The following is a 23,548-nucleotide window of genomic DNA, read 5'->3' as shown; positions in this document are numbered from 1 at the left end:
TTTCCTTATAGGTATAAGTATCTAAATAAGATGCTAATCAATACTACAAACAGAGGTAGAGCAATCTTCACATGCAATTTCACATTTTAAAAATTGTAAATCGTGGATTGTAATCTTTCCTTTATGAATAGAAATTGTGCCTTGCTTTTTTAATTCATTTAACATTCGATTTACACTTTCACGTGAAGTTGCACAGAAATTAGCAAGTTCTTGATTCGTTAATGGTAAATCGATGAGAATACCATTTTCCTTTAACACACCATAACTATTTGTCATTCGTATGAGAGTAGAATACAAGGCACCTTTTTTGCCGTGTAATACTAAATCTCGGAACTTCGTTTGCATTCTTCTTAAATGTTCACTAATCCATTTCATAAATTCAAATACAAGTGCGGGTTTTTGGAGTAATGCTTTTTCTAAGGTTTCACGCTTTATTACTCCTACTTCAACATCTTCAAGGCATTTTGAATTTAATAAATACTTCGCATTGTCCGTGAATAATGTTAATTCTCCAATAATGTCGTATGCCGAACAAATACGGAGTGTTAATTCTTGCCCGTCAGCACTTAGTTTACTAATTTGTACTTTTCCAGAGTGGATGATATAGAGTTCTGTTGCTTCCATACCTTCTTGAAAAATAAAACTCCCCTTTTTAATCTGCATTTTATATTCAACAGATGCAAGTAATTCCTTTAAATCTTGAGATAATGTCATACTGTTTGCCACAGCAATCACCTTTCTTCTTATAAGCAATACATTTCCTATTTTGAGTGTAAATATGCTGAAAATGCAAGAGCTATTTTAAAAATAAAGTGAAATTTCAATGACCGTAAGGAGGAGAGACTGAAGATGTGAACAAAATTCGAACGGATTTGTGAAGATTTTTTGAATGGGGAAAGTGATGTGAGAAATGTCACATTGAATATGTCGCTTCTTTTTTATAATGAAAGCAAATAAAAAAACGAAAACTTACTAAGGATTTGAGCAGAAAAGAAGGGATATAGATGCACGAGAAAATGAAAGATTCTTTAGAACGGCCACTTCAAGATTTACGTATTTCAGTTATTGATCGTTGTAATTTCAGGTGCACATATTGTATGCCCGCTGAAGTGTTCGGACCTGATTACGCTTTTTTACAAGAAGAGTTATTATTAACGTTCGATGAAATAGAAAGATTAGCAAGATTGTTTATAAGTATGGGAGTCAATAAAATTAGGCTTACTGGCGGCGAACCGTTATTGCGTAAAGACTTACCGAAGTTAATCGCAAGGCTTGCAAAGTTAGAAGGCTTAAAGGATATTGGGCTCACAACAAACGGTATTCATTTAGCAAAACAAGCTAAGGCGTTAAAAGACGCGGGATTAAAACGTGTAAATATTAGTTTAGATGCAATAGAGGATCACGTCTTCAAAAAAATAAATGGCCGAAATGTAAGCACAAAACCTGTATTAAAAGGAATTGAAGCAGCGAAGGCAGCTGGATTAGAAGTAAAGGTAAATATGGTCGTAAAAAAAGGAATGAATGATAGTCAAATTCTTCCTATGGCTCAGTATTTTAAAGAACAAGAAATACAGTTACGTTTCATTGAGTTTATGGATGTTGGCAGTACGAACGGATGGAACTTTGAACAAGTTATTACGAAGGAACAATTAATAGAGAAGATTAATCGCGTATATCCGATTGAGCCTGTTCAACCTCGTTACTTTGGAGAAGTTGCGAAATTGTATCGATATGTAGGGAGCGATGCCGAAGTTGGACTTATTACTTCAGTATCTGAGTCATTTTGTTCTTCTTGTACGAGAGCTCGTATTTCGGCAGACGGCAAGTTTTATACGTGCTTATTTGGAGAAAAAGGAACGGATTTGCGAACGCTTCTTCGAGAAAATATTTCGGATGCCTCACTATTAAAAATTTTACAACATACATGGCGATATAGAACAGATCGATATTCAGATGAAAGAACGACGGAAAGTACAAATAAACGTCCAAAAGTTGAAATGTCTTACATTGGCGGATAGTGAAAGGAGGATCCTCTATGCAAGAGCGATATTCAAGGCAAGTATTGTTTTCTGGAATTGGTGAAATGGGACAAAGCAAAATAAGAGAAAAGCAAGTGCTCCTAATCGGTGCGGGTGCACTAGGAGCTGCAAATGCGGAAGCGCTCGTTAGGATGGGAATTGGGAAATTGACAATTGCCGATCGTGACTACGTCGAATGGAGTAATTTACAGCGGCAACAGTTATATACAGAAGAAGATGCAAAGCAGTCTAAACCGAAAGCAATTGCAGCGGCAGAACATGTAAGAAAGATTAATTCTGAAGTGGAAATTGTACCAGTTGTAACGGATGTCACAATGCAAGAAATAGAAGAGTTAACAAAAGAAGTAGATCTCATATTAGATGCGACTGACAATTTTGATACGCGCCTACTTATAAATGACATCTCACAAAAAGAAAATATACCTTGGATATACGGTGGATGCATTGGAAGTTACGGTGTAACGTATACAATTCTTCCTGGGAAAACACCATGTTTTCGCTGTCTAATGGATCATCCTATGGGCGGTGCAACATGCGATACAGCCGGAATTATTCAGCCAGCTGTACAGATGGTTGTTGCTCACCAAGTGACAGAGGCGATGAAAATATTGGTGGATGATTATGAGTCGCTAAGAGGAACGATGTTATCATTTGATATTTGGAACAATCAATATCTCTCATTAAAAGTAAATAGACAGAAAAAAACTACATGTCCATCTTGTGGGAAATCACGAACGTATCCAAGTCTAGCATTTGAAGCGCAGATGAAAACGGAAGTGCTATGCGGACGGAATACGGTTCAAATCCGTTCAGGAATAAAGAGAAATCTTAATTTAAACGAAATTCAAAAACGATTACAAAAAAGTGTACATGTCCAAAAAACGCCTTACTTACTATCATTTCTAATTGATGAATATCGTTTCGTGTTATTTACAGACGGTAGAGCATTTATTCATGGAACAAATGATGTGAAAATAGCAAAACGATTATACGCAAAATATATAGGATGAACAGAAAGAGCGTTGCCCCTTATTAAAACGAGGTGAAAAAGAATGTTAGAAAAACGTATACCAATTCCGGTGGCAGAAGCAGTGGCACGTGTAATGAAATACGCTCATCAAGGTGAAATAGAAGAGGTTTCTCTTATAGAAAGCTACGGAAGAATTCTTGGAGAAGATGTTATTGCAGATCATGATGTCCCTCATTTTGATCGCTCTCCATACGACGGGTTTGCGATTCGAGCAGAAGATACAAAAGAAGCAAGTAGCAGTAATCCCATTCTGTTTGAAGTGATTGGTGAAATTGGAGCCGGTTTTGTTTTTACAGAAGAAGTGAAAGCATTTCAAGCTGTCCGTATTATGACCGGAGCCGCAATTCCAAAAGGGTGTAATGCGGTTGTTATGTTAGAGCTAACGGAAGGATTTGAAGAAAAAGAAAAGACGTATATGAAATTAAAACGCTCCTTCGCCGCCGGTGATAACATTTCTTTTAAAGGTGAAGATGTAAAACAAAATACCATCCTTGTGAAAAAAGGGACTGTTATTAACCCTGGAGTAGTGGCGCTTCTTTCTACGTTTGGTTATAGTACCGTTTACGTTGTAAAACAGCCGGTTATCGGAATTGTAACGACAGGAAGTGAACTGCTTGAAGTACATGAACAATTAAAGCCAGGGAAGATTCGAAATAGTAACTCCTATATGATAGCTGCTCAAGTTGAACGAGCGGGCGGAGTTGTACAGTATTATGGACAATTCGCTGACGATTTTGAGACGTGTTATAACACTGTGAAAAAAGCGATAAAAGAAGTCGATATTTTAATTACAACTGGTGGCGTTTCGGTAGGAGACTATGACTATTTACCTGCTATTTATGAGAGATTACGAGCTAATGTGCTTTTCAACAAAATAGCGATGCGACCGGGAAGTGTGACAACTGTAGCTGAGCTAGAAGGAAAACTATTATTTGGTCTATCTGGTAATCCTTCAGCTTGTTATGTCGGTTGTGAATTATATGTTCGGCCAGCCATTGGAACATATTTGCATAGAAAAGATTCGCACGTATATCGTGCAGAGGCAATATTACAGAAAGACTTTCTGAAAGCAAACCCATTTACTCGTTTTGTACGAGGGAAAGTGGAAATTGTAGATGGAACATTGCAAGCTACACCAGTTGGTTTAGACAAATCTAGTGCAATTTCTTCACTTGCAGAGGCGAATGCATGTATAGTCCTGCCGGGAGGAACGAGAGGATTTGAAGCAGGAATAACTGTTTCGGTACTGTTATTAGAATCAAGCGCCGGAAGTGAGTGGCCGTGGGAAGAACCACTTCGATCATACAAATAATAGAAAAATAGGTTGCTAACTTATACAAAGATAAGAGGTGCAAGATGATACATACGTATTATGAAGTAATTGATACACCTATTTCAATTGAAGAAGTTACAAACAAAGTAATTCGTCGTGAATGTGGCGCAGTTGCAACTTTCATTGGTACTGTCAGAGAATTTACGAAAGGGCGTCGTACACTATATTTAGAGTATGTAGCTTATAAGACAATGGCGGAGAAACAGCTTAAGAGAATTGGCACCGAAGTAGGAGAGAAGTGGCCTGGGACAAATGTCGCCATTACACATCGCATTGGTACATTACAAATTTCTGATCTTGCTGTTGTCGTCGCTGTTTCTACACCACATCGGAAAGCTGCCTATGAGGCGAACGAATATATTATGGAGCGTATAAAACAAATTGTTCCAATATGGAAGAAAGAGTTTTGGGAAGATGGTGAGTCATGGATAGGTGATCAGTTAGAGAAGGTAGCGTATGTAAATGGTGAGCCTAGAAAGGAGATGAGAATATGATTGAAGTACTATTATTTGCACATTTACAAGAAGAAGTAAGTAAGTCAGCATTACACATAGATTGTGAAAATATTACGGTTGCTGAACTAAAGGAAGTCCTTATTACGAAATACAACGTAGCAATTTCAAGTGAGATAATGGTCGCTATCAATGAAGAGTATGCAAATGAGGATGATATCATTCAAACTGGCGATGTCATAGCAATGATTCCGCCAGTAAGTGGTGGTTGATTCTTTTCAGCCTAATCATGTTAGGACGTGATTAGGCTGGAGGGAATGAATATAACTATGCATACATAGGAGGGAACAGGATGAAAGGTCCTAATTTTCAATTAAGTTTACAAACTTCTAATCTAGTTATCGGTTTTATGGTATGGGTTATTTTATCATCATTAATGCCTTATATTAAAGCGGATATTCCATTAACTGCGGGACAAATTTCTATGGTAACAGCAGTACCGGTTATTTTAGGTTCTGTTCTTCGCATTCCAATTGGTTATTGGACAAATCGTTTCGGAGCAAGAAAATTATTCTTTATTAGTTTTATTCTATTATTATTTCCTGTCTTTTATATTAGTGTTGCCAATTCAATGATGGATTTAATTATTGGTGGCTTATTCGTCGGAATCGGTGGGGCCGTATTCTCCGTAGGGGTAACTTCTTTACCGAAATACTTTCCGAAAGAGAGTCACGGTTTTGTAAATGGTATTTACGGTGTCGGTAACGCCGGAACAGCAATTACTTCGTTTTTAGCACCTGTCATTGCAACTTCAGTTGGCTGGAGAACGACAGTACAGTGTTATTTAGTTTTACTTGCAGCATTTGCACTTATGAACTTTTTATTAGGTGATCGTAAGGAGAAAAAGGTGAATACACCATTAATGGAACAAATAAAAGGTGTATATAAAAATGAAAAACTTTGGTTTTTATGTATCTTTTACTTTTTAACATTCGGATCATTTGTCGCATTTACAGTATACTTACCAAACTTTTTAGTATCTCATTTCGGATTAGAAAAAGTAGATGCAGGTATGCGGACAGCCGGATTCATCGTATTAGCAACAATGATGCGTCCGATTGGTGGTTGGCTTGGTGATAAGTTTAACCCGTTTAAAATATTAATCTTCGTATTTATCGGTTTAACACTTTCAGGTATTATTTTATCATTTATGCCTAGTATGAACGTGTATACATTTGGTTGCCTACTAGTCGCATTTTGCGCAGGTATTGGTAATGGTACAATCTTCAAACTCGTTCCAATGTACTTCTCAGAACAAGCTGGTATTGTAAATGGACTCGTTTCAGCTTTAGGCGGACTAGGAGGGTTCTTCCCACCCCTAATTTTAACTTTACTATTCCAACTAACAGGTCATTATGCAATTGGATTTATGGCATTATCAGAAGTCGCACTTGCTTGTTTAATCATTACAGTATGGATGTATAGTCAAGAGAAGCTGTTAGTGATGTTAAAGAATCATTAGTCAACTACCCCCACTGAGATGAAGCGTTTCAGTGGGGGCTTGAGTTAGAAAGCTAGGTCTTTTCATCTATCGCTAGACATTTGACGCTCTAGCATTCATGCCACCTTACCGTAACACCCCAAGTATGTTTTTGGTTGGTACTGACAACGAACGATTGTTTTCCCACTTGCACCACCCTTTCGAAAAAGAGCAGTTCTTCCTTATGGAAGAAGCCACCACTCAGATGAATCCGGCGTGTACTACAAGCCCCGACAAGTCGAGTACACATAGATGGTTGACGCACCCACTAAGCTATGCGCGAAGCAACAGCCTTACGTTTTTGTACTTCTAATAGAATCGGTGTTTTCACTTTAAGACTTTCATCCAATTCTACAACTCTTGATTTTTTCAATGTATTCAGCGCACCATTAATATCAGCATGGATACATGTTCCTGCTTTACTTTTGTACAGACCACGGGTGATTCGTTTGCCACTAAAGCGATAATAAGTTTTATCATCCTTAGACCAAACTGGAACCGGATCTTTATCAAGAAAACTAGCTTTAGAAGTATAGCTTTCTTCTTGTTTTAAAAATCGTATCCCTTCTTTTATACATTTATTCTCAATCGCTGCAATCAGTTCATGAAACGGGATTTGAACAAACGTTTGATTATTCTTTTTCCCCATATCAGATCTTTGTTTCCAACCAACGTTATAGCCTACGACAATCGTATCTATGCCAAATACTTTCACTTTTTTGAACAACAGGCCTACAGTTTGTGAAATGTAACCATTTATTTGTCGTTCGCGTTTATGCCAAAGTGCAGCCGTTTGATTCGTTACAACACGTTTCGAAAGTCCATTTTCTATATTTTTCTGTTGGAGATTACGTATCATTTTGTTGAAGTACTGGTTAATGGATTTTAGTTTTTTTCCAGCAATTAAAAATGTATCACCTGTATTTGTCACGCAACTTACTAATCTATCTACACCTAAATCGCAACTCAAAGCGTTACTAGTGGTCGCTGATTGTTTCTTCATTTGAGAGACGTGCATCTCATATGTATAATGCACCTCAAAGAACCGACCTTTTTGCTTCGGTACAATCTCAATGTAGGAGATTTTTTTATTTCTTACGTTTTTAGGCATACGTATTTTAATGGAACCGAATTTTTTTCTGAATGCAACACTCATCGGAATCATCCAATATCCGTTATCATCCACTTTTGGAACTTGATAGATTTCAATGATTCGTTTGTCAGTTGGACGAGAATAATTCGGAAACTTAGGACGACCTGTGAACTTCTCAGGATTTTTCTTCCATTTTTCCATCGCTTTAAAAAAGCTCTTTACTTCTGCATATAAGGCTCTACGAATTGCTTGAACAGAGTTTGATTGAATGCCCCAGTAGTTCATATCGGCTTGCATGGCAGTATCCACTTCTTTTACAGTAGCCATTTTATTATGGTTCAAATAACTTTGTTTCATCGTGTACAACCCAACATTTCGCAATGCTTTTGAACTATGTGACATGCGTTGCAGTAAGCGGAATTCTTTGGCAGTCAGGCAAGCTCGTCCGATATTTTGTTTCTGCGTAAAACGTTGCATAGTTTCTCTTTTCTTTTGTTTACGTAATACTTTCACTGCTTTCTTCCTAGTCATAGTTTTCACCACCTTTCTTAGAAAGTTCATTAAAATTATTTTTTTGACAAATCAATATTTGGAACGGAACAAAATGTGAACATAGTCTGCATCGCAATTCCTATTGGCTCAAGTAACAAAAGGATTATGATTATCCAATTTCGTTGTCTTACGATCTATTCCCTCCTTATCTAAGGGCAGATTGTATCGTAAGACAAAAAGAAACAAAAGTGTTTGGTCTACCTACTGATAGCAATTCATCTCCACCTGATTTGTTGGGTTTCACCCGTAACACACATCAGATGGAGTCTTCTTGCCGAAAAGGATAAAGAAAAAGAACCATCCTAAAGTAATCTAGGATGGTTCTTTTAGTAATAGGCTTCAATATGTTATATTGCTATCTTAACAAATGCTTGTTTTCTAAAATAATGTGGTATTAAAATGAAAACCAGAAGTTTTATGGGATTTTATGTTAAAATATAGATATCAGATGTTATTCAATTAAAGGGTAGGTTAGTTAAAGAAAGTTTAAATTTCTTCCAAAGATCGAACTAATTTTTAACATACAAATATTTAATTGGATCGGGGTGTTTAGATGAAAAAGTTATATAAGTCCACTCAAGATAAACAAGTATCAGGTGTGTTAGGTGGCTTAAGCGACAAGTATGAAATTGATGTAAGTATTCTTCGCATAGTAACTGCATTATCAGCTTTTTTTACTAGTGGATTTACAGTGTTACTTTATATAATTGCTGCAATTGTTTTGCCTACAGATAAAGAAATTAAGCGATAAATGTATGAAATTAAATCGAATTCCACAATGGGGAACTTTAAAGGAACGAGTAGCTAAAGGTACTTCGCCTCTTACACGTTTAGCGTACTAGAAAGGGACTTTGCCTTTGTCGGAATATATCGAGAACGAAAATAATAACTTTTGAATGAAACGATGACTATTGATCGCTAACGAATCGATAAATAGTCGCTCCTTTCTAAAATATATCTATTAATATGTATAAAAAAATATTAAAATATTGAAATGTTTCGAAATTCAAAAACATATGGAGGTATCTATAACGAGAAAAAACTGCATATTTTTAGGCCCAGATTTTTGGGTAAGGCTAATGGATATTGTGAAAAAATACACTTAAAATAAAGAATACAGTTTAGGGTGATAAGATAAAATTATGAATTTGTATAAATAATCCCTAATTTTCTTTATGAGTCATATTTGATATGTTAAGGAAAAGAGAGCGTTTAATCCAACTAAAATATATGTAGAATGAGGTTTTAAATGTTTGTTTTTATTATATTAGACGTAATATTACCAATATTAATATTGATGCTAATTGGTGCAATCTTACAAAGAAAGTTCCAATTTAACTTAAAGCAGCTATCTACACTTATTACTTATTGCTTGATGCCAGCGGCTGTATTTGTGAATATATATGATATTAGTATAGAAACAGGTTTGTTGCTCCAGATAATATACTATTTAATACTTTACAGTCTGAGTGTGATGATAGTAAGTCATTTCATTTCAAAAACATTAAAGTTAGAAAAAGGAGAAAGTGCAGCTCTAAAAAATAGCATTTCGTTAATGAATTCCGGTAATTATGGATTACCAGTAAGTCAATTGATTTTCAGTCACAATCCAGTGGGGGTTTCCATTCAGATTTTCATTGTCATTTTCCAGAATCTTTTAACTTATTCATATGGGATATATAACTTACTATCAGCAACAAAAACAATCGGAAGTATTATTCAATCATTTCTAAGACTACCTGTATTTCATGCACTCATATTAGGGGTTCTCTTTCAATCTTTTACAATTCAAATACCTAATTATATCTTTCTACCTCTTAATCAGCTTGCGAATAGTTTTGTTGCAATAGCACTCATATTGCTAGGAGCGCAATTATCCAACATTAAGCTTAATTTTTTCCATCGAGTCATAACATGGGCTTTAATTGGAAGATTATTGATGGGACCATTATTAGCACTTGCCATGATATACCTACTAAACATTGATGGTATTGTTGCACAATTATTATTTATTGCAAGTTCTTTTCCTACTTCAAGAAATACATCAACCATTGCTATGGAGTATCAAATAGAGCCTGAATTACATGCACAAATCGTTTTATTTTCAACACTTTTCAGCATTATTACAGTAACTGTCGTTATTTATTTGTCATATATTTTGTTTTGAATATACGTGCAAAAACGAATAGATTTGAGGCGGTAAATGATGGACAGAAATCCCATCGATATGAGAAGAAAACAGTCTTTGATATATTAGGTGTCGTTTACAATTGTACCATGCCTGATAATCAAGCGGCTTAATTCAAAAAAGGAACCAAAACAAAAAGAACAAACGCTTCTAAAAAACGTTTGTCCAAAGGTAATTACTATTTTAGTTAAGAAATAGATTATTATTTGTGAGTACGAGAAAGCTTTTTTATAAGTTTAGGAAATATAGATGTTAGTTCCTGCTTCAAACGCTTTGTAAACGATGGATTTTTACCTGAAGTTGAAATAGTGACAACATATTCATCATATCGAATGACACCCGGTGTGTGAAACGATGATTTTGTACCGTCACTTACAACGTTAACCCATTGAAAATCATGGGCAGCTTGTTTGACCATCATATTGACATCATGTTGATTTGTAGCTGCATAAATAAGGTGAGCATCTTTAATATCATCATTACTAAAAGTTTTTTGCTTCCAAGTAATAAAAGGTAGTTCCTTCATTTCCTCGCAAATTTCTGGGCTGACAACGGTCACAAAAGCGCCTGTATTTTTTAATCCAGACGCTTTTCGATATGCAATTTTACCTCCACCAATAATCACGACCACTTTTTTATTTAGATTAAACATAAGAGGGTACATGTCATACATACACACATTCCTCCATTCGTTCTAACAATGTTAATTTCATATATGTATCAAACTGAAGACAGTTACAAGTCGTAACGTGATCATATTTTTTCGTATGCAACTTAATTTTTTGAAGCAACAATCCGGTAAAGAGAAGGTACGGCATGACATAAACATGGGAGGCAGTCGATGTTATAGCCTTGAGCTCAGCAGTAAAAGAGGGCGCTCCTTTCGTTAAAAAGGAGCACGATACTGGCATACTGAGTTTTCGTTCGACCGTTGCTCCGATTTGTTGTAACTCATGTATCGGCTGTGGATCACTGCTACCTCTCCCTACGAGTAAAATACTACTATCTTGCATTGGCATAGTTTCACGTATTCTTTTTACTACAAGTTCCACCATATGTGGATGCGTACTAAAGGGTGGTACAACTGAAAATGTTATTTGTGGATATTTCTTTTGTAGTTGCTCTATTTCAAAAGGAATGTCACGTTTATAGTGAGCTGCTGCAAATAATAAAACAGGTACAATCATTATTTCAGTTGCGCCCTCTAGTATCGTTTCTGTAACTACATCTTGAATGGTAGGTGTCGTTAGTTCTAGGAAAGCTATTTTTTGAATCTGTTCGTTACGTTCTTTCATAACAGATTGAATAAAGTGAATGAATTGTTCATTACCTTCTTGCAGGCGACTACCGTGTCCAACATATACAATTCCTTTCATTGTCCCACCATGTCTTTCTTCATAATCATGTCTTGTAATTGTTGATCTACGTTATAAAACCCGATTTTCTTCGCATAGTGTAAAGTTGGAATATCGGTATATGAGAAGGGAAGAGTAAGAATATCGATAAAGCCAAGGCGTTTTATTTCTGATAGAAATGTATCAATTGAGGCACGCCCTTCAAATACAATACTATCCCATGAGAATTCAGAAAGCATACGAGAATGGACTTCATCGAAACGATGATCAATTGTATACGCATGAGTCATCATATATGACCCGGCACCAATTTTCTCTTGAATAAAAGCAATCCGATTAATATTTCTGCCTAAATAAACAGTAGTATCAGAAGAGAATGCTGCTTGTTTACTTAGTAGCCCATATTGCATCAGTTTTTCTTGAGTGGCAACGTTCATATATTGCAGTTTCGCCTGTAAGGAACGAATATCTTTCTGATGTTTACTACATGATCGCATCAATATTTCTACACTTTCAGCTGAACAAAAAACAAGGCGATCAACGTTAAAAATTTCATTGATTTGTTCAAATGTTAATGTGTATTCTTCCTTTTTGAAAGTTGGAATTTGATATATTTCTGCACCGGCTTCTTGTAACTTTTGCACCATTGAACTTGTTTTATTTGTTGCGGATGCAAATAAAACTTTTTTACCATGTAATGGTTTACGTTCTTTCCAAGCGATTTGATTACGTAAGGAAACGACATCACCAACAATTGTCATGGATGGATTTGAAATATTCTCGTTTTTGACGATAGGAACAATGGTTGAAAGTGTTCCAGTGACAACGCGCTGCTTTCCGGTTGTACCCCATTCGATGACGGCTACTGGCGTATCTTTTTTCTTTCCTGCTTGTAGTAAGTTTTCACAAATTGTAGGTAAGTTTTTTATACCCATGTAGTAGGCAATTGTGTTGCTATTGTGGGATGAATTATATTTTCCATGATCGGTTAAAGGGCCTTTCGCATGCCCAGTTAGTAAAGTGACGCTATTACTGTAGTTACGGTGGGTGAGGGGGATACCTGCATAGCTACTAGCGGCGATGCTAGATGTAATACCTGGTACGATTTCATATGGAACGTTCGCTGCTGCTAAAGTTGCTGCTTCTTCACCAACGCGGCCAAAAATAGATGGATCTCCGCCCTTTAATCGGACAACGATTTTTCCTTCTTGTGCGAATTGAAGGAGGTGGGCGTTAATCATTTCTTGTCGCATAATATGATTCTTTGGCATTTTGCCGCAATAAATAAGTTCACATGTTTCTTTTGTATAACTAAGAAAGAAAGGGTTTAATAAACGGTCATATAAAACGATATCTGCACGCTTTAAACAATCTATCGCTTTCTTTGTAATAAGCCCTTCATCACCTGGTCCTGCACCAACTAAATATACATATCCGTTCATAATCGCACCTCTTCTATTTTTATGTAAAAGGAAGCCAGGGGGAGGCTTCTTTTCGTAAATTACATGTTTATATAAATGTCACCATCAATAACTTCTACTTCGTATGTTTGGATACAGCCGTCATCAGGTTTTTGAACTTCACCTGTTATTAATGAGATTTTCCAATCATGCAGTGGACAAAAGACGAATTCTCCAGATACAATTCCTTCTGCTAACGGTCCGTTTTTATGAGGACAACGATTTTCTACAGCTCGAATATCCCCATTTGAAAGGCGGAATAGGGCGATAGACGTACCTTTCATTTGCACTTCTTTACCGATTTGAATAGGAAGGTCTTCCGCACGCATAACTTTTATTTTTTCTTTCGTTTGTATCATATAGATCACAGCTCCTTATTTCACAGTTTCTACTTCATACATCGCTTTTAATGACTTCGTTTCTAGTGCTTGTCCCCACGCTTCCGTATATGTGCTACGAGCTGTTTGGAAGCGTTCATTTAGCGTAGTCACCATACTTGCATCTTGTAGTATTTCTTTTATGTGATCGAAGCCTAAACGTTCTGTCCAGTAGGCAGTACGCTCTCCATAAATACCAGTTTCACGATAATATTGCATGTAAGCTGTAGCGATGCGAAGGACATCATCTTCAGTTGGGACAATCATTACAAAATCAGCTTCGCGTACTTCTGTACCACCATTTCCGCCAATATAAAGTTGGTATCCATTTTCGACACAAACAACGCCAAAATCTTTCGTTAGTACTTCCGCACAGTTACGAGGACAGCCCGTTACACCCATCTTCATTTTATGTGGTGTATCTACCATTTCTAATGATTGTTCAAGTAGCATACCAAGTCCTAATGAATCTTTCGTACCGAAACGGCAGAAGCGAGAACCAACACATGATTTTACATTACGAAGAGATTTTGAATACGCATATCCCGAAGTCATATGTAAGTCAGCCCATACGTTAGGTAAATCTTGTTTTTTTACACCATATAAGCCGATTCGACTCGCACCTGTAATTTTCACAAGAGGGACGTCATATTTTTTCGCAACTTCAGCAATTTTCATTAAATCATCAGCTGTTGTAACGCCTCCGTACATACGTGGAATAACAGAAAATGTACCATCGTGCTGAATGTTACCATTCATTCTTTCATTAACGAAACGAGATGATTTATCATCTTCATATTCTTCTGGAATCGCCATCCGTAAGTAGTAATTTAAAGCAGGGCGACATTTTGAACAGCCGTCTTCATGTGCAAAACCAAGAACATTGCGTACTTCTTTTGGAGATTTTAAGCCTTTCTCGTGAATGGCTGCTACGACTTCATCACGTGATAAAGTTGTACATCCGCACATACCAGCAGACTGCGCAGAAGCATCAAAAGCATCTCCGAGTGTATGAGATAAAACTTGTTCCACAAGCGGACGACATTTACCACAAGATCCTGCGGCTTTCGTGCAGCCTTTTACTTCTTCAAAAGTAGTTAACTCTTGCTCTAAAATGGCATGAACGATTGTACCTTTCGTAACACCATTACATCCACAAATCGTGTCATCTGCACTCATTGTAGCAACGTCAAGTTCAATTTCTTCACCAGCTTTGTGAAGAAGGGAAGCGGCTGTATATTCTTGTATATCTTCTTCTTTCTTTAACATGCTAAAGAGGCGTGTGCCATCAGCTGTGTCACCATATAAAACGATACCGACGACTTTATTATCACGAATTAATACTTTTTTATAGGAACGTTTACATTCATCAAATATTGAAATTGCTTTCGTCTGATCATCTTCATAAATTTGGCCAGCAGAGAATAAATCACAACCAGCAACTTTTAATTGCGTACCGACGATACTGCCCGTATATCCATCAGTTTGTAAATTCGTTATATGTTTCGCTAATATTGCGCCTTGTTCATAAAGAGGGGCAACAAGTCCATATGCGATACCATCATGTTCTGCACATTCGCCAACTGCATAAATGGATTCATCATTTGTAAGCATATAGTCATTGACTACAATGCCTCGATTGACAATGAGACCAGCATCTCTTGCTATTTTCGTATTTGGTCGTATTCCGACAGCCATTATGATTAAATCACAATCTACAACTTCACCATCTTCAAATTGAATGCCCTCAACATAGTCTGTACCAAGAATTTTTACAGTTTTCTTTTCCATTAAAAACTTCATGCCTTGTGCTTCTAAATCTTCACGCAGAAGAGAAGCTGCTTTCGTATCTAGTTGTTGCTCCATTAAGCTAGGCATTAAATGAACAACATGTACGTCCATTCCTAAGTCAATTAGACCTCTTGCGGCTTCTAAACCGAGTAACCCGCCACCAATGACAACGGCCTTTTTCTTTTCATTAGCGGTATCTATCATAAATTGTGTATCTTCAATAGTTCGAAATCCTGTTACACCAGGAAGTGTGGAACCTTCAACAGGTAAAATAAAAGCACTAGAACCTGTTGCTATAATGAGCTTGTCATATGTAAGAGTACGATTTTTTTCTGTAGTAATAATTTTTTCTTCTCGATTAATACTTTGAACTCTTTCATTTGTATACAAAGTTATTTCGTTTTCATCGTACCAACTATATTCATTCATAATGATATCTTGCATATTTGTTTTGCCTTGTAAAACATGAGAGAGCATAATACGGTTGTAGTTTGGATGCGGTTCATCTCCAAAAATTGTAATCTCATATGAATCACTATCATGTTTTAATATTTCTTCCATACAGCGTATGCCAGCCATACCATTTCCGATCATCACTAAACGTTTTTTCATTTTCGTTTCCCCTTTTTATGTGAAATATTGAACAAAGGATTATATTTCTATTATAGAAAATCAAAAAAGCGGGAGATGTGATATTTATCACACTTATATAATAATTCACAAATTGTTAAAATTCGGGTTAATGTGAAGGGGAGAAGTGTGGATGTTATTCACGTAATGAAAAAGCAGGACATGAGTAGAAATACTCATGTCCTGCTTTTATTTATGCTCTCGTAATTGCACGTGGAAATAAAATATTATTTTCTAAATGAATATGCTCAAATAAATCAGACTCTAGCGCTTCAAGACGTTGATAAACAAGTCGATAAGTGCCGCAAGCTCCTTCTGGAGGAGTAAAGTCATTTGTCACTTTACGAAGTTCTTTTATAATATTTCCGGCATGATTGTGCTCATTTTCTAGTTCATCTACTACTTTACGTAATTTTGCATAGTTTTCATCAGTTGGATTTTGTTCAAATTCTAAAATTAATGGAAAATCTTCCGTTTCTTCTTTAATTAAATGCTGTTCTAATTCCATTTTAAGTTCATGAAACAGCTTATGAATTTGAGCTAAATGAGGCTGATTTGCTCCATGAACGCGTAATACTTTCGTCACATATGGACTTAACTGCGGTAACTCTTCATTTAAATAACGATGATGCTTATTAATTACATAATCAATCAATTCGCGATAAGAAGCATTTTTCCAATCAATTTCAGATTCATTTAATCGTTTCGTATTATGATAAAGCGTATTTAACTTTGTAATTACTTCAGAAGCTGATAAATTTCTTTCATGAATTGCATCAATAAGTGGCTTATTACCACCACAACAAAAATCTATTCTATACGATTTAAAAAGATCACTAGCTTTCGGAAATTGTGTAACAATCTCACCAACAATTGAAGTTTCAGTAAATGTATGTTTCATATGAATGCCTCCATAAAGTTTAAATGTAATATCTAAATTAAGAATAGCGATAAATGAAAAACAATGTGGTGATTGAAATCACTTATTATGTGTCTGATTTGAGAATAATAGGAGTGATATTTAATAGAAGAAATAATAGAACTGATGACGAAGAATTTTTTGAGCAGGAAATTATCCATAGTGCATTATTAAGGTATAGATGATTTACAAATTTATTTTCTATCAATCTAAGACGCTTTTGGGTAGGAAGTATATCTTTTATAGGAGGTTTTTATGGAATATGTTTATCATATGGTACCAGAAGAACTAAAAGGAGAATATTTAATCCCATTAAATGAATTGAAAAGGGTATATCCAATTTTATATGGTGAGTATATACAAAAATATAAAGATCATACTCAAAGGGAGAACTTATTAACACGTAAAATACCAAAACTAGAATGTTTATGGAATGATGTTGTGCATTTTTTACCACTGCATCCTTATGAGATTTATAAAGTATTACTGGAAATAGGAATAAACATTAATACAAATAAACTGTTTTATAAAATTCCTATTAGTGCACTGAATGGTCAGTGTATGGCAATATACAAGTACTCAAAGCATAATTGGGATGGACCAAATAGAGAATTAAAAGAATGTGAAATAGAACTCATCAACTTTAATGAATATAGAGAATTAAAGCAATTAAATACCTGCACAAAAGAATATTACAGAGATGAATACGAAAAGGGTAGAAGATTTGGGATGTTTCACCTAATTCCACATGTTCTTGTCAAAGGGAAAGTGGAGGTGAAACATATTGAAATCATTAATTGGAGTATAGATCCAGTTAATGGTTAATGTTACAAGTATTTAAAAAATAAGATGCTATTTTAAATTGATATATTGCTTACAAGAATGGAAGAGTAATTAGATTTTATACGTAACAGTAAAAAAAAGAAGCTTCTACTAAGCTTCTTTTTTCATTACTATTTTTCACATGCAACTCCATCACCATCACGATCGAGTTTAGAGCTATAACCTGGTTGGTCTCTATATAATGGAGCTTTCCCAGCATTTTTAACTTCAGTACAATTTTTGTAAGTTACATTACTATTGCTACTTGCAGCAGGTTGTGTTTGAGCTTGCTGTGCTTTTTTCTGTTCTTCTTGTTGTTTACGAACTTGCTCATCAGCCTGGCGTTTTTGCTCTTCTTGTTGTTTACGAGCCTGTTCATCAGCCTGGCGTTTTTGCTCCTCTTGTTGTTTACGAGCCTGTTCATCAGCTAGACGTTTTTGTTCTTCTTGTTGTTTACGAGCTTGTTCATCAGCTAGACGTTTTTCATCCTCTTGCTTACGAGCTTGCTCTTCGGCTTGGCGTTTTTCATCCTCTTGCTTACGAGCTTGTTCATCGGCTAGACGCTTCTCATCTTCTTGTTTTTGAGTTTTCTCGTCCGCTTCTTTCTTTTTATCATCTTTTTTCTCTGCATTATTAGAAGCGACTTGTTTATTTGTTGCTGTCGTCTTTTCAGAAGAAGGAGCTGAAATACTTGATAATGCAACAAAAATGACAAATAAAATAGCAGTGATAATAAATTGTTTTTTTGCTACACCTGTCTTTTTAATTACGGATAAGATTGCTAGAACAAGGAAAAAAATAAATAAAATTAAACTTAAAGTAGCAAAAAAATCGATGACTGGGTGTTCAGATTTTGTAGTGCCCATTCCTATTAAGAGAATTGAAATCATAAAAAGAATAACAGTAGGACGACCATAGTGTTTTGCTTTTCCATTTTTCTTAAAGAATGAAATGATACATAGTATTAAAAGAATAAAAGCAATAAAAAATAAAGCTGCACCAATATTACTCAAAATCGCCATTTTTATACCTCCATTTGTAAGATTTTCACTATTGATTATATAGGAACTTATTGGATATTACACGATTTATATAAATTTAGTATTTTTAATAGACTTATAAACATTTATTTTATATATAAGGAAAAATAGATGTATTTCCTATTACATTTTTAAAGGAAATTCATAAAGTATAATATATCGATTGAAAGGAGGGGGGTTAAATGGAATTTCAATTATTGGTAACTTGTATATTACAAGAAGGTAATGCTTTCTTTTTAGTAACGAAAGTAGACGATGTTATTACGTTAAAAGTACCGATTACTGCGGGAATAGCAGGTTTATTCTTAGCTTTAGGTGTACCAAGATGTTCTTAATTTAAATTTCTAGAGTAGAAGAGAAGGGATATACCTTTCTCTTTTACTCTTACATAATATGATTATGTAAACTGAAATGTTGTTTTGTAATAGCACGTTTAAAATGGACATGCATATACTATAATGTTTCATTGGATGTTAGTGATGAAAGGTAGTTTTCACACGTGCGTGTAATGATGTTCATTAAGTTATGAAATTAAAGAGGTGCTATTATATATGAAAAGAAGAACATTTGATATTCCAGTTACATTGCGAAGAGAGTGGTTTTTAATAGAATTAGCCCATTTAACGAAAAAATATGGAATTGAAATTGCAACTAGCAAAATGGAAGCTGCACCGTTTTTAAGAGATCAAGTTACGGAATCAAAAATAGGATCAGGGCTCCAATACGATAAATATGATGATGAGTATATGATTGAAAATTAAAGGATAAGAGCAAAATAAATTTCTTTATAACAAAATATAAAATAAAGCAGATTCTAAATATGGAATCTGCTTTATTATGAAATACTTCTAGTCAACTAGCCTCTTTCTAGTGTTTTTCCTACATATTTCACTTGCGTTATTCCAAAAGATTCACGAAGAATGCGAGCATAATCTTTTGATTCTATTGGACGTTTATTTTTGGTGCCTTTAAAGGTTTCTGTATAATTTTTATTTGTTAATGATACGTGACCATAATCAGTTAATTTACAAGTGATAGCTCCTTTATTAAAAGGAGATTCTTTATGTTCTACAATCACTTTTTGAATGTTATTCACCTTTTTCTCATCTATTGGATCTAAAGTAAAGGCATAGCCTATTTTCCATTCATGTGATGGTTCAGATTGCAAGAAATTTGTAGATTCCCCGTTAGCCCCTTTTCTCATTTCTAAAATGTGTGTACCTTTTCGGGTAGTTCGTTTGCGAATTCGATATTCACCCGTTTGAGAAGAGATGACTTCTCCGTTAAAAGGGACTGGATGTAAAGGTAGATGAGAGGCAAAACCGGCATCTATAACATAATCTTTATTATTATGATTTAATATGATAATGACATGACCATCATCGGGTTTCCATTTATTATCGTAAAGATCATAAACAGTACCAGCTACTTTATATACTTGAAATCCACAATCCATTAAAAAGTAATACAATAAGGAGTTTAATTCATAACAAAGACCGCCTCGTTTTTGAATAAGTAACTTTTCTACTAAGTTCTTTTTTGAGATGTCTTTAAAAGTACCAGCCATAATATCAAGATTTTCATAGGGGAGAATCAATCCCATTTTTAAGAGGATTTCATCTAAATCATCAAATGTTACTTCTTCTGCAGGAATTTTTAATCGTTTAAAAAACTCCTTTTGTAACTTGGTCATCATAAAGCATTCTCCTTTCTTGTTACAGAATTTTCTTCTGCTCATCGCTAGGTTAGTACTTCTAAAAGTGTAATTCAAGTCTGCGGAAATTATCATAATATATGTTTCTGGGAATATTATTTTCTATTCGGAAATTTCAGTTTAATATTTAATGGTAGGAAAGTCTTATATTATAAGCCTCTATTTTGTTTAGTTTGTATTTAATTAAATAAAAGTACATATCTTCATTAACTTTTTTATAATTAGCTGGTAATAAAGTGTTTTTTTACTAAAGTTTTTTCAAGATTTGTATGCTTTATATAAACAATAATAATTGGAGGATATTTGGATTCAGTAAAGTTAACAATTGTTGAGAAACTTTTTTGTAGCGCTCTCTCAAAAGGAAGAGATTGAATCAAAGAGAATAACGTGTGTTAAGGAAGAAGGGGTACTAGTAATCTCTTGAAAATAGGGACAAGATCTTGTTTAAGTAAAAAGATTATCTAGTATTAAGAGAGAAGATAAAAAAATTACAAAGAGCACCTTCTTTCAAAAAAAGTGGGGGGAGTAACATGCGATTGATGAGAAGATGTGTTGCTTTACTAATTGTATTTTTTATCATGGTTCCAATGATTAGCACAAATGTGCGAGCAGAAGTTGTAAAAGAGCTTAAAACAGGCTTTCCAGATAAAGAAGTATTTACACCTGGAGAATGGTTTTTAGGTCAAAAACCTGCTAATTACGATGAGAATAAGCCTCCAATTCTTTTTGTACAAGGAAGGAATGGGAATGCTGATAGTTGGTATGGAAAGACAGTGTATCACGATATAAATGATATGTATGACTATGCTTTAAAAGCAGGTTATCAAACAGTATTTATCCAATTATATGATGCTGCTGGGAAAGGGTCAGCTAGTCAGTGGGATAACGGAAAATTGTTAGCACAAAAATTAGAAGAAATATATAATCACTTCGGTAAAAAAGTTAATATTGTAGCACATAGTAAAGGCGGTATCGATACACAGGCTGCATTAGTAGAATATGGTGCAAATCGATTTGTTGGAAATGTTATAACGCTTGCGACGCCACATCATGGATCAAACTTGGCGGATTTATCATATAGTTGGTGGGCAGAATGGCTTGCTTCTATATTAGGTCAAAAAGATGATGGTACGTACTCATTACAAATGGGGGAAATGGCAAAATTTCGTTCAACGATTGATAATAATCCAGCAGCTAAATTAAACCGTTACTATACGGTTACCGGTACTAGCTGGGGACCAGTATTTTCTGCGCTATCTATGGGCGGGTTATATTTGTCATCATACGGTTCAAATGATGGATTAGTAAATGAGTGGAGTGCTAAGCTGCCATATGGAACGCATTTATTTACAGATTCCAGATTTGATCATGATAATATACGAAAAGGATCTGCTGTTTTCTCTCGAATTGAACCATATTTACGTACAGCAAATGTAGCCGTACCAGCTTTAGTAGCATCCAGCACTAATTCAAATGAAAATATAGAACAATTAAATACAACTTCAAATCAAAACATATTAGGAGGAGAATTGCCACAAAATCAGTGGATAGAGCAAACTGTTACGGTTGATAAAAAAGCTGAAGGAATAGTTTCTATCTTAACAGCGTCTTCTGATGTAGAAGTACAAATGATGTCTCCAAAAGGAAAAATGTATACAAATAAGGATAGTGTTATTACTACTGGTGAAGGTGAATCTTTCTTTGGTGGTGCGACAATTAGAACATTTAAATTTGATAAAATGGATGTAGGAGAATGGAAAGTTAAAATGATGGCGAAGCAGTCGAAAGATGCATTTTTAATTGTAAGCGATTACGATAGTGGTGCACCATTTGTTCTCCAAATGCCTACAAAAGTTAAAGTGAATAAATCTGAGTATAAACTGAAAAAATCACCTGTGGCACCTGAAATGAAAGGGGATCTTTCTATAACAGTAAGAGTAGTTAATAAAGAAGGGAAACTAGTCTCTGAATACAATGAATTACAAAAGGGTAATAACAATACGTTTACTGGTGCTTTGAAGGACATAAAGCAACCAGGAGTATATAACGTTACGATGGATATAAAAGGGACGAATAAAGAAGGACAACCGTATAATCGTACAATTGTTAAGTCGGTTTATGTGGAGAAGTAAGAAAGAATGAGAAGTTTTTAATATAAAAAGTACCGAACTTTTGTAGTAGAAGAGTTCGGTACTTTTTTCATGTTTATTAGATTAACAGAAACGTACAATGGAATTTATGTTTGATTATAGGAATCAAAAGAGCATTATTCAATAAAAAAAGATGCTGAAATAGCATCTGAATGTGAAGAGGATTATTAACTTAGTTTTATAACTGTTAATTCAACTGAATTAATACCATTATCACAAGTTGCAATACTTTGACGATTAAAACCACTATTATTTTTCAGTTGAAGAGTGGAATTAGCTGTCACTGTAACAATCGTTTCGCCTGCTAGTTGAAGACATTCGTTATTTGATGAAGTATTCATTTGGAAAGCGAAATCACCTTGACTATTAGCAAGTGGATTATTATTTAAAAATATAGTCATGACTGGAATATGTGGAAATACAGGATTTGAAGTAGTGTTAATCGTTGAAATGAAAGAAACTCTATAATCACCAGATTGACTAAATTGTATAGTAGTAGGATTTAGTAAGGAAACTCCTCCTGCTATAGGGCCAACGTGATTAAATGGAAAAGGATCTCCAAAAGGAACAGTTATAAACTCAGTTTGCCAAAAAGTACCGTATGCTGGACAGCTTTTTTTATGTGAATGGTCGCATGAACATTTTTTATAGGAACTAGAAGAGGAGTTGCATGAACATTTTTTATTTGAATTTGAAGAATGATAGTATGAACCCAATATATTACCTCCTATTATGAATGAAGTGTATACACATAGTATTTTATACTTGTCTTATATAAAAGGTGATAGATTTGGAGTATAAAGTGCTAATACGATGAAATATAGTAATAGAATAGTAGTTGTAACAATTTTTGAAGAAGAAAAGGTTAATGATTTGGTAAAAATATCAGTGGAATATCTTGAAATGTTAAAGTATAGTGGGAATGTTTATTTTAATTTCACATGTAAAAATAAAACCATTATCCTCAGTTGCAATGATGTGATCGTTAAAGCGAATGTCTATTTTAAAAATTTGTACATTAGAGTTTACGGTTATTCTCTTTTATTTACGTAGTGGGGCAGGA

The 23,548-nt window shown here is 34.8% G+C and carries 23 protein-coding genes; 12 read left to right on the top strand and 11 right to left on the bottom strand.

The window, feature by feature from the left end; genetic code table 11:
• Positions 1-33 precede the first annotated feature (33 nt).
• A complete protein-coding gene (locus tag AC3WTA_RS04735; protein ID WP_000013864.1) occupies positions 34-726 on the bottom strand; it encodes a Crp/Fnr family transcriptional regulator in 693 nt (230 codons plus the stop codon).
• Between the two features lie 278 nt (positions 727-1,004).
• Between AC3WTA_RS04735 and moaA the strand changes: the two genes are divergently transcribed.
• From moaA to narK, 6 genes are all read left to right on the top strand, one after another.
• The gene (gene moaA, locus AC3WTA_RS04730) at positions 1,005-2,018 is read left to right on the top strand and encodes a GTP 3',8-cyclase MoaA (protein WP_000544619.1); all 1,014 of its coding nucleotides are present in this window, start codon (positions 1,005-1,007) and stop codon (positions 2,016-2,018) included.
• 17 nt (positions 2,019-2,035) lie between these two features.
• Positions 2,036-3,049, top strand: coding sequence for a molybdopterin-synthase adenylyltransferase MoeB (locus AC3WTA_RS04725; RefSeq protein WP_001158147.1), 1,014 nt, complete (start codon positions 2,036-2,038; stop codon positions 3,047-3,049).
• A 42-nt stretch (positions 3,050-3,091) separates the two neighbouring features.
• Positions 3,092-4,381 carry a molybdopterin molybdotransferase MoeA gene (locus AC3WTA_RS04720; protein ID WP_000890794.1) on the top strand — a complete coding sequence of 430 codons (1,290 nt, stop codon included), beginning with the start codon at positions 3,092-3,094 and terminating at the stop codon, positions 4,379-4,381.
• Positions 4,382-4,425: 44 nt separating this feature from the next.
• A complete protein-coding gene (locus AC3WTA_RS04715; protein WP_000582103.1) occupies positions 4,426-4,896 on the top strand; it encodes a molybdenum cofactor biosynthesis protein MoaE in 471 nt (156 codons plus the stop codon).
• On the top strand, positions 4,893-5,126 hold the full coding sequence (gene moaD, locus AC3WTA_RS04710; protein ID WP_000573685.1) for a molybdopterin converting factor subunit 1: 234 nt from the start codon (positions 4,893-4,895) through the stop codon (positions 5,124-5,126). Before AC3WTA_RS04715 ends, moaD begins: the two co-directional genes overlap by 4 nt.
• 80 nt (positions 5,127-5,206) lie before the next feature.
• Positions 5,207-6,376 (top strand): nitrate transporter NarK, encoded by a 1,170-nt coding sequence (gene narK, locus AC3WTA_RS04705; protein ID WP_000678171.1) that lies wholly within the window; start codon positions 5,207-5,209, stop codon positions 6,374-6,376.
• Between the two features lie 286 nt (positions 6,377-6,662).
• On the opposite strand, the gene AC3WTA_RS04700 is transcribed toward narK, so the two are convergent.
• The gene (locus AC3WTA_RS04700) at positions 6,663-8,018 is read right to left on the bottom strand and encodes an RNA-guided endonuclease TnpB family protein (RefSeq protein ID WP_492332832.1); all 1,356 of its coding nucleotides are present in this window, start codon (positions 8,016-8,018) and stop codon (positions 6,663-6,665) included.
• 574 nt (positions 8,019-8,592) lie between these two features.
• Here AC3WTA_RS04700 and AC3WTA_RS04695 point away from each other — a divergent pair.
• Together AC3WTA_RS04695 and AC3WTA_RS04690 are read left to right on the top strand one after the other, a co-directional pair.
• Positions 8,593-8,790 carry a PspC domain-containing protein gene (locus tag AC3WTA_RS04695; protein ID WP_000737850.1) on the top strand — a complete coding sequence of 66 codons (198 nt, stop codon included), beginning with the start codon at positions 8,593-8,595 and terminating at the stop codon, positions 8,788-8,790.
• A gap of 498 nt (positions 8,791-9,288) precedes the next feature.
• Positions 9,289-10,206, top strand: coding sequence for an AEC family transporter (locus AC3WTA_RS04690; RefSeq protein WP_078183115.1), 918 nt, complete (start codon positions 9,289-9,291; stop codon positions 10,204-10,206).
• Positions 10,207-10,429: 223 nt separating this feature from the next.
• Here the strand turns inward: AC3WTA_RS04690 and AC3WTA_RS04685 are convergent, their stop codons facing one another.
• From AC3WTA_RS04685 to ric, 6 genes are all read right to left on the bottom strand, one after another.
• The gene (locus AC3WTA_RS04685) at positions 10,430-10,900 is read right to left on the bottom strand and encodes a precorrin-2 dehydrogenase (protein ID WP_078183116.1); all 471 of its coding nucleotides are present in this window, start codon (positions 10,898-10,900) and stop codon (positions 10,430-10,432) included.
• Complete coding sequence (locus tag AC3WTA_RS04680) at positions 10,893-11,603, bottom strand: sirohydrochlorin chelatase (RefSeq protein WP_000676447.1); 711 nt, start codon at positions 11,601-11,603, stop codon at positions 10,893-10,895. Before AC3WTA_RS04680 ends, AC3WTA_RS04685 begins: the two co-directional genes overlap by 8 nt.
• Positions 11,600-13,024 (bottom strand): uroporphyrin-III C-methyltransferase, encoded by a 1,425-nt coding sequence (locus AC3WTA_RS04675; protein ID WP_492332831.1) that lies wholly within the window; start codon positions 13,022-13,024, stop codon positions 11,600-11,602. The genes AC3WTA_RS04680 and AC3WTA_RS04675 overlap by 4 nt, the downstream gene beginning before the upstream one ends.
• A gap of 59 nt (positions 13,025-13,083) precedes the next feature.
• A complete protein-coding gene (nirD, locus tag AC3WTA_RS04670) occupies positions 13,084-13,401 on the bottom strand; it encodes a nitrite reductase small subunit NirD (RefSeq protein ID WP_000616696.1) in 318 nt (105 codons plus the stop codon).
• Positions 13,402-13,416: 15 nt separating this feature from the next.
• On the bottom strand, positions 13,417-15,822 hold the full coding sequence (nirB, locus tag AC3WTA_RS04665; protein WP_000746928.1) for an NADPH-nitrite reductase large subunit: 2,406 nt from the start codon (positions 15,820-15,822) through the stop codon (positions 13,417-13,419).
• A gap of 211 nt (positions 15,823-16,033) precedes the next feature.
• Positions 16,034-16,741: an iron-sulfur cluster repair di-iron protein gene (gene ric / locus AC3WTA_RS04660; protein ID WP_000683169.1), complete on the bottom strand. Its 708-nt coding sequence runs from the start codon at positions 16,739-16,741 to the stop codon at positions 16,034-16,036.
• 273 nt (positions 16,742-17,014) lie between these two features.
• On the opposite strand from ric, the gene AC3WTA_RS04655 reads away from it, so the two are divergent.
• Positions 17,015-17,584, top strand: coding sequence for a hypothetical protein (locus AC3WTA_RS04655; RefSeq protein ID WP_000456962.1), 570 nt, complete (start codon positions 17,015-17,017; stop codon positions 17,582-17,584).
• A 128-nt stretch (positions 17,585-17,712) separates the two neighbouring features.
• Here the strand turns inward: AC3WTA_RS04655 and AC3WTA_RS04650 are convergent, their stop codons facing one another.
• Positions 17,713-18,603 carry an excalibur calcium-binding domain-containing protein gene (locus AC3WTA_RS04650; RefSeq protein ID WP_000996461.1) on the bottom strand — a complete coding sequence of 297 codons (891 nt, stop codon included), beginning with the start codon at positions 18,601-18,603 and terminating at the stop codon, positions 17,713-17,715.
• Positions 18,604-18,803: 200 nt separating this feature from the next.
• Between AC3WTA_RS04650 and exsG the strand changes: the two genes are divergently transcribed.
• Both exsG and AC3WTA_RS04640 read left to right on the top strand, forming a co-directional pair.
• Positions 18,804-18,956 carry an exosporium protein ExsG gene (gene exsG, locus AC3WTA_RS04645; protein WP_000395677.1) on the top strand — a complete coding sequence of 51 codons (153 nt, stop codon included), beginning with the start codon at positions 18,804-18,806 and terminating at the stop codon, positions 18,954-18,956.
• A 216-nt stretch (positions 18,957-19,172) separates the two neighbouring features.
• Positions 19,173-19,382: a hypothetical protein gene (locus tag AC3WTA_RS04640; RefSeq protein WP_000830254.1), complete on the top strand. Its 210-nt coding sequence runs from the start codon at positions 19,173-19,175 to the stop codon at positions 19,380-19,382.
• Between the two features lie 95 nt (positions 19,383-19,477).
• Here AC3WTA_RS04640 and AC3WTA_RS04635 read toward each other — a convergent pair whose 3' ends face one another.
• Complete coding sequence (locus AC3WTA_RS04635) at positions 19,478-20,317, bottom strand: arylamine N-acetyltransferase family protein (protein WP_000988431.1); 840 nt, start codon at positions 20,315-20,317, stop codon at positions 19,478-19,480.
• Positions 20,318-20,865: 548 nt separating this feature from the next.
• On the opposite strand from AC3WTA_RS04635, the gene AC3WTA_RS04630 reads away from it, so the two are divergent.
• The gene (locus AC3WTA_RS04630; RefSeq protein WP_492332830.1) at positions 20,866-22,467 is read left to right on the top strand and encodes an esterase/lipase family protein; all 1,602 of its coding nucleotides are present in this window, start codon (positions 20,866-20,868) and stop codon (positions 22,465-22,467) included.
• A gap of 185 nt (positions 22,468-22,652) precedes the next feature.
• On the opposite strand, the gene AC3WTA_RS04625 is transcribed toward AC3WTA_RS04630, so the two are convergent.
• A complete protein-coding gene (locus tag AC3WTA_RS04625; protein WP_000536144.1) occupies positions 22,653-23,201 on the bottom strand; it encodes a hypothetical protein in 549 nt (182 codons plus the stop codon).
• Between the last annotated feature and the right edge of the window lie 347 nt (positions 23,202-23,548).

The sequence above is a fragment of the Bacillus sp. EB106-07-01-XG149 genome (assembly GCF_058791555.1).
Note: the sequence above shows the minus strand (reverse complement) of the source record. Positions and strands in the feature narration are given on the sequence as shown.

Coding starts and splice junctions, on each gene's coding strand:
- moaA (WP_000544619.1), top strand. CDS start 1,005: ATGCACGAGAAAATGAAAGATTCTTTAGAACGGCCACTTCAAGATTTA.
- AC3WTA_RS04725 (WP_001158147.1), top strand. CDS start 2,036: ATGCAAGAGCGATATTCAAGGCAAGTATTGTTTTCTGGAATTGGTGAA.
- AC3WTA_RS04720 (WP_000890794.1), top strand. CDS start 3,092: ATGTTAGAAAAACGTATACCAATTCCGGTGGCAGAAGCAGTGGCACGT.
- AC3WTA_RS04715 (WP_000582103.1), top strand. CDS start 4,426: ATGATACATACGTATTATGAAGTAATTGATACACCTATTTCAATTGAA.
- moaD (WP_000573685.1), top strand. CDS start 4,893: ATGATTGAAGTACTATTATTTGCACATTTACAAGAAGAAGTAAGTAAG.
- narK (WP_000678171.1), top strand. CDS start 5,207: ATGAAAGGTCCTAATTTTCAATTAAGTTTACAAACTTCTAATCTAGTT.
- AC3WTA_RS04700 (WP_492332832.1), bottom strand. CDS start 8,018: ATGACTAGGAAGAAAGCAGTGAAAGTATTACGTAAACAAAAGAAAAGA.
- AC3WTA_RS04695 (WP_000737850.1), top strand. CDS start 8,593: ATGAAAAAGTTATATAAGTCCACTCAAGATAAACAAGTATCAGGTGTG.
- AC3WTA_RS04690 (WP_078183115.1), top strand. CDS start 9,289: ATGTTTGTTTTTATTATATTAGACGTAATATTACCAATATTAATATTG.
- AC3WTA_RS04685 (WP_078183116.1), bottom strand. CDS start 10,900: ATGTATGACATGTACCCTCTTATGTTTAATCTAAATAAAAAAGTGGTC.
- AC3WTA_RS04680 (WP_000676447.1), bottom strand. CDS start 11,603: ATGAAAGGAATTGTATATGTTGGACACGGTAGTCGCCTGCAAGAAGGT.
- AC3WTA_RS04675 (WP_492332831.1), bottom strand. CDS start 13,024: ATGAACGGATATGTATATTTAGTTGGTGCAGGACCAGGTGATGAAGGG.
- nirD (WP_000616696.1), bottom strand. CDS start 13,401: ATGATACAAACGAAAGAAAAAATAAAAGTTATGCGTGCGGAAGACCTT.
- nirB (WP_000746928.1), bottom strand. CDS start 15,822: ATGAAAAAACGTTTAGTGATGATCGGAAATGGTATGGCTGGCATACGC.
- ric (WP_000683169.1), bottom strand. CDS start 16,741: ATGAAACATACATTTACTGAAACTTCAATTGTTGGTGAGATTGTTACA.
- AC3WTA_RS04655 (WP_000456962.1), top strand. CDS start 17,015: ATGGAATATGTTTATCATATGGTACCAGAAGAACTAAAAGGAGAATAT.
- AC3WTA_RS04650 (WP_000996461.1), bottom strand. CDS start 18,603: ATGGCGATTTTGAGTAATATTGGTGCAGCTTTATTTTTTATTGCTTTT.
- exsG (WP_000395677.1), top strand. CDS start 18,804: ATGGAATTTCAATTATTGGTAACTTGTATATTACAAGAAGGTAATGCT.
- AC3WTA_RS04640 (WP_000830254.1), top strand. CDS start 19,173: ATGAAAAGAAGAACATTTGATATTCCAGTTACATTGCGAAGAGAGTGG.
- AC3WTA_RS04635 (WP_000988431.1), bottom strand. CDS start 20,317: ATGATGACCAAGTTACAAAAGGAGTTTTTTAAACGATTAAAAATTCCT.
- AC3WTA_RS04630 (WP_492332830.1), top strand. CDS start 20,866: ATGCGATTGATGAGAAGATGTGTTGCTTTACTAATTGTATTTTTTATC.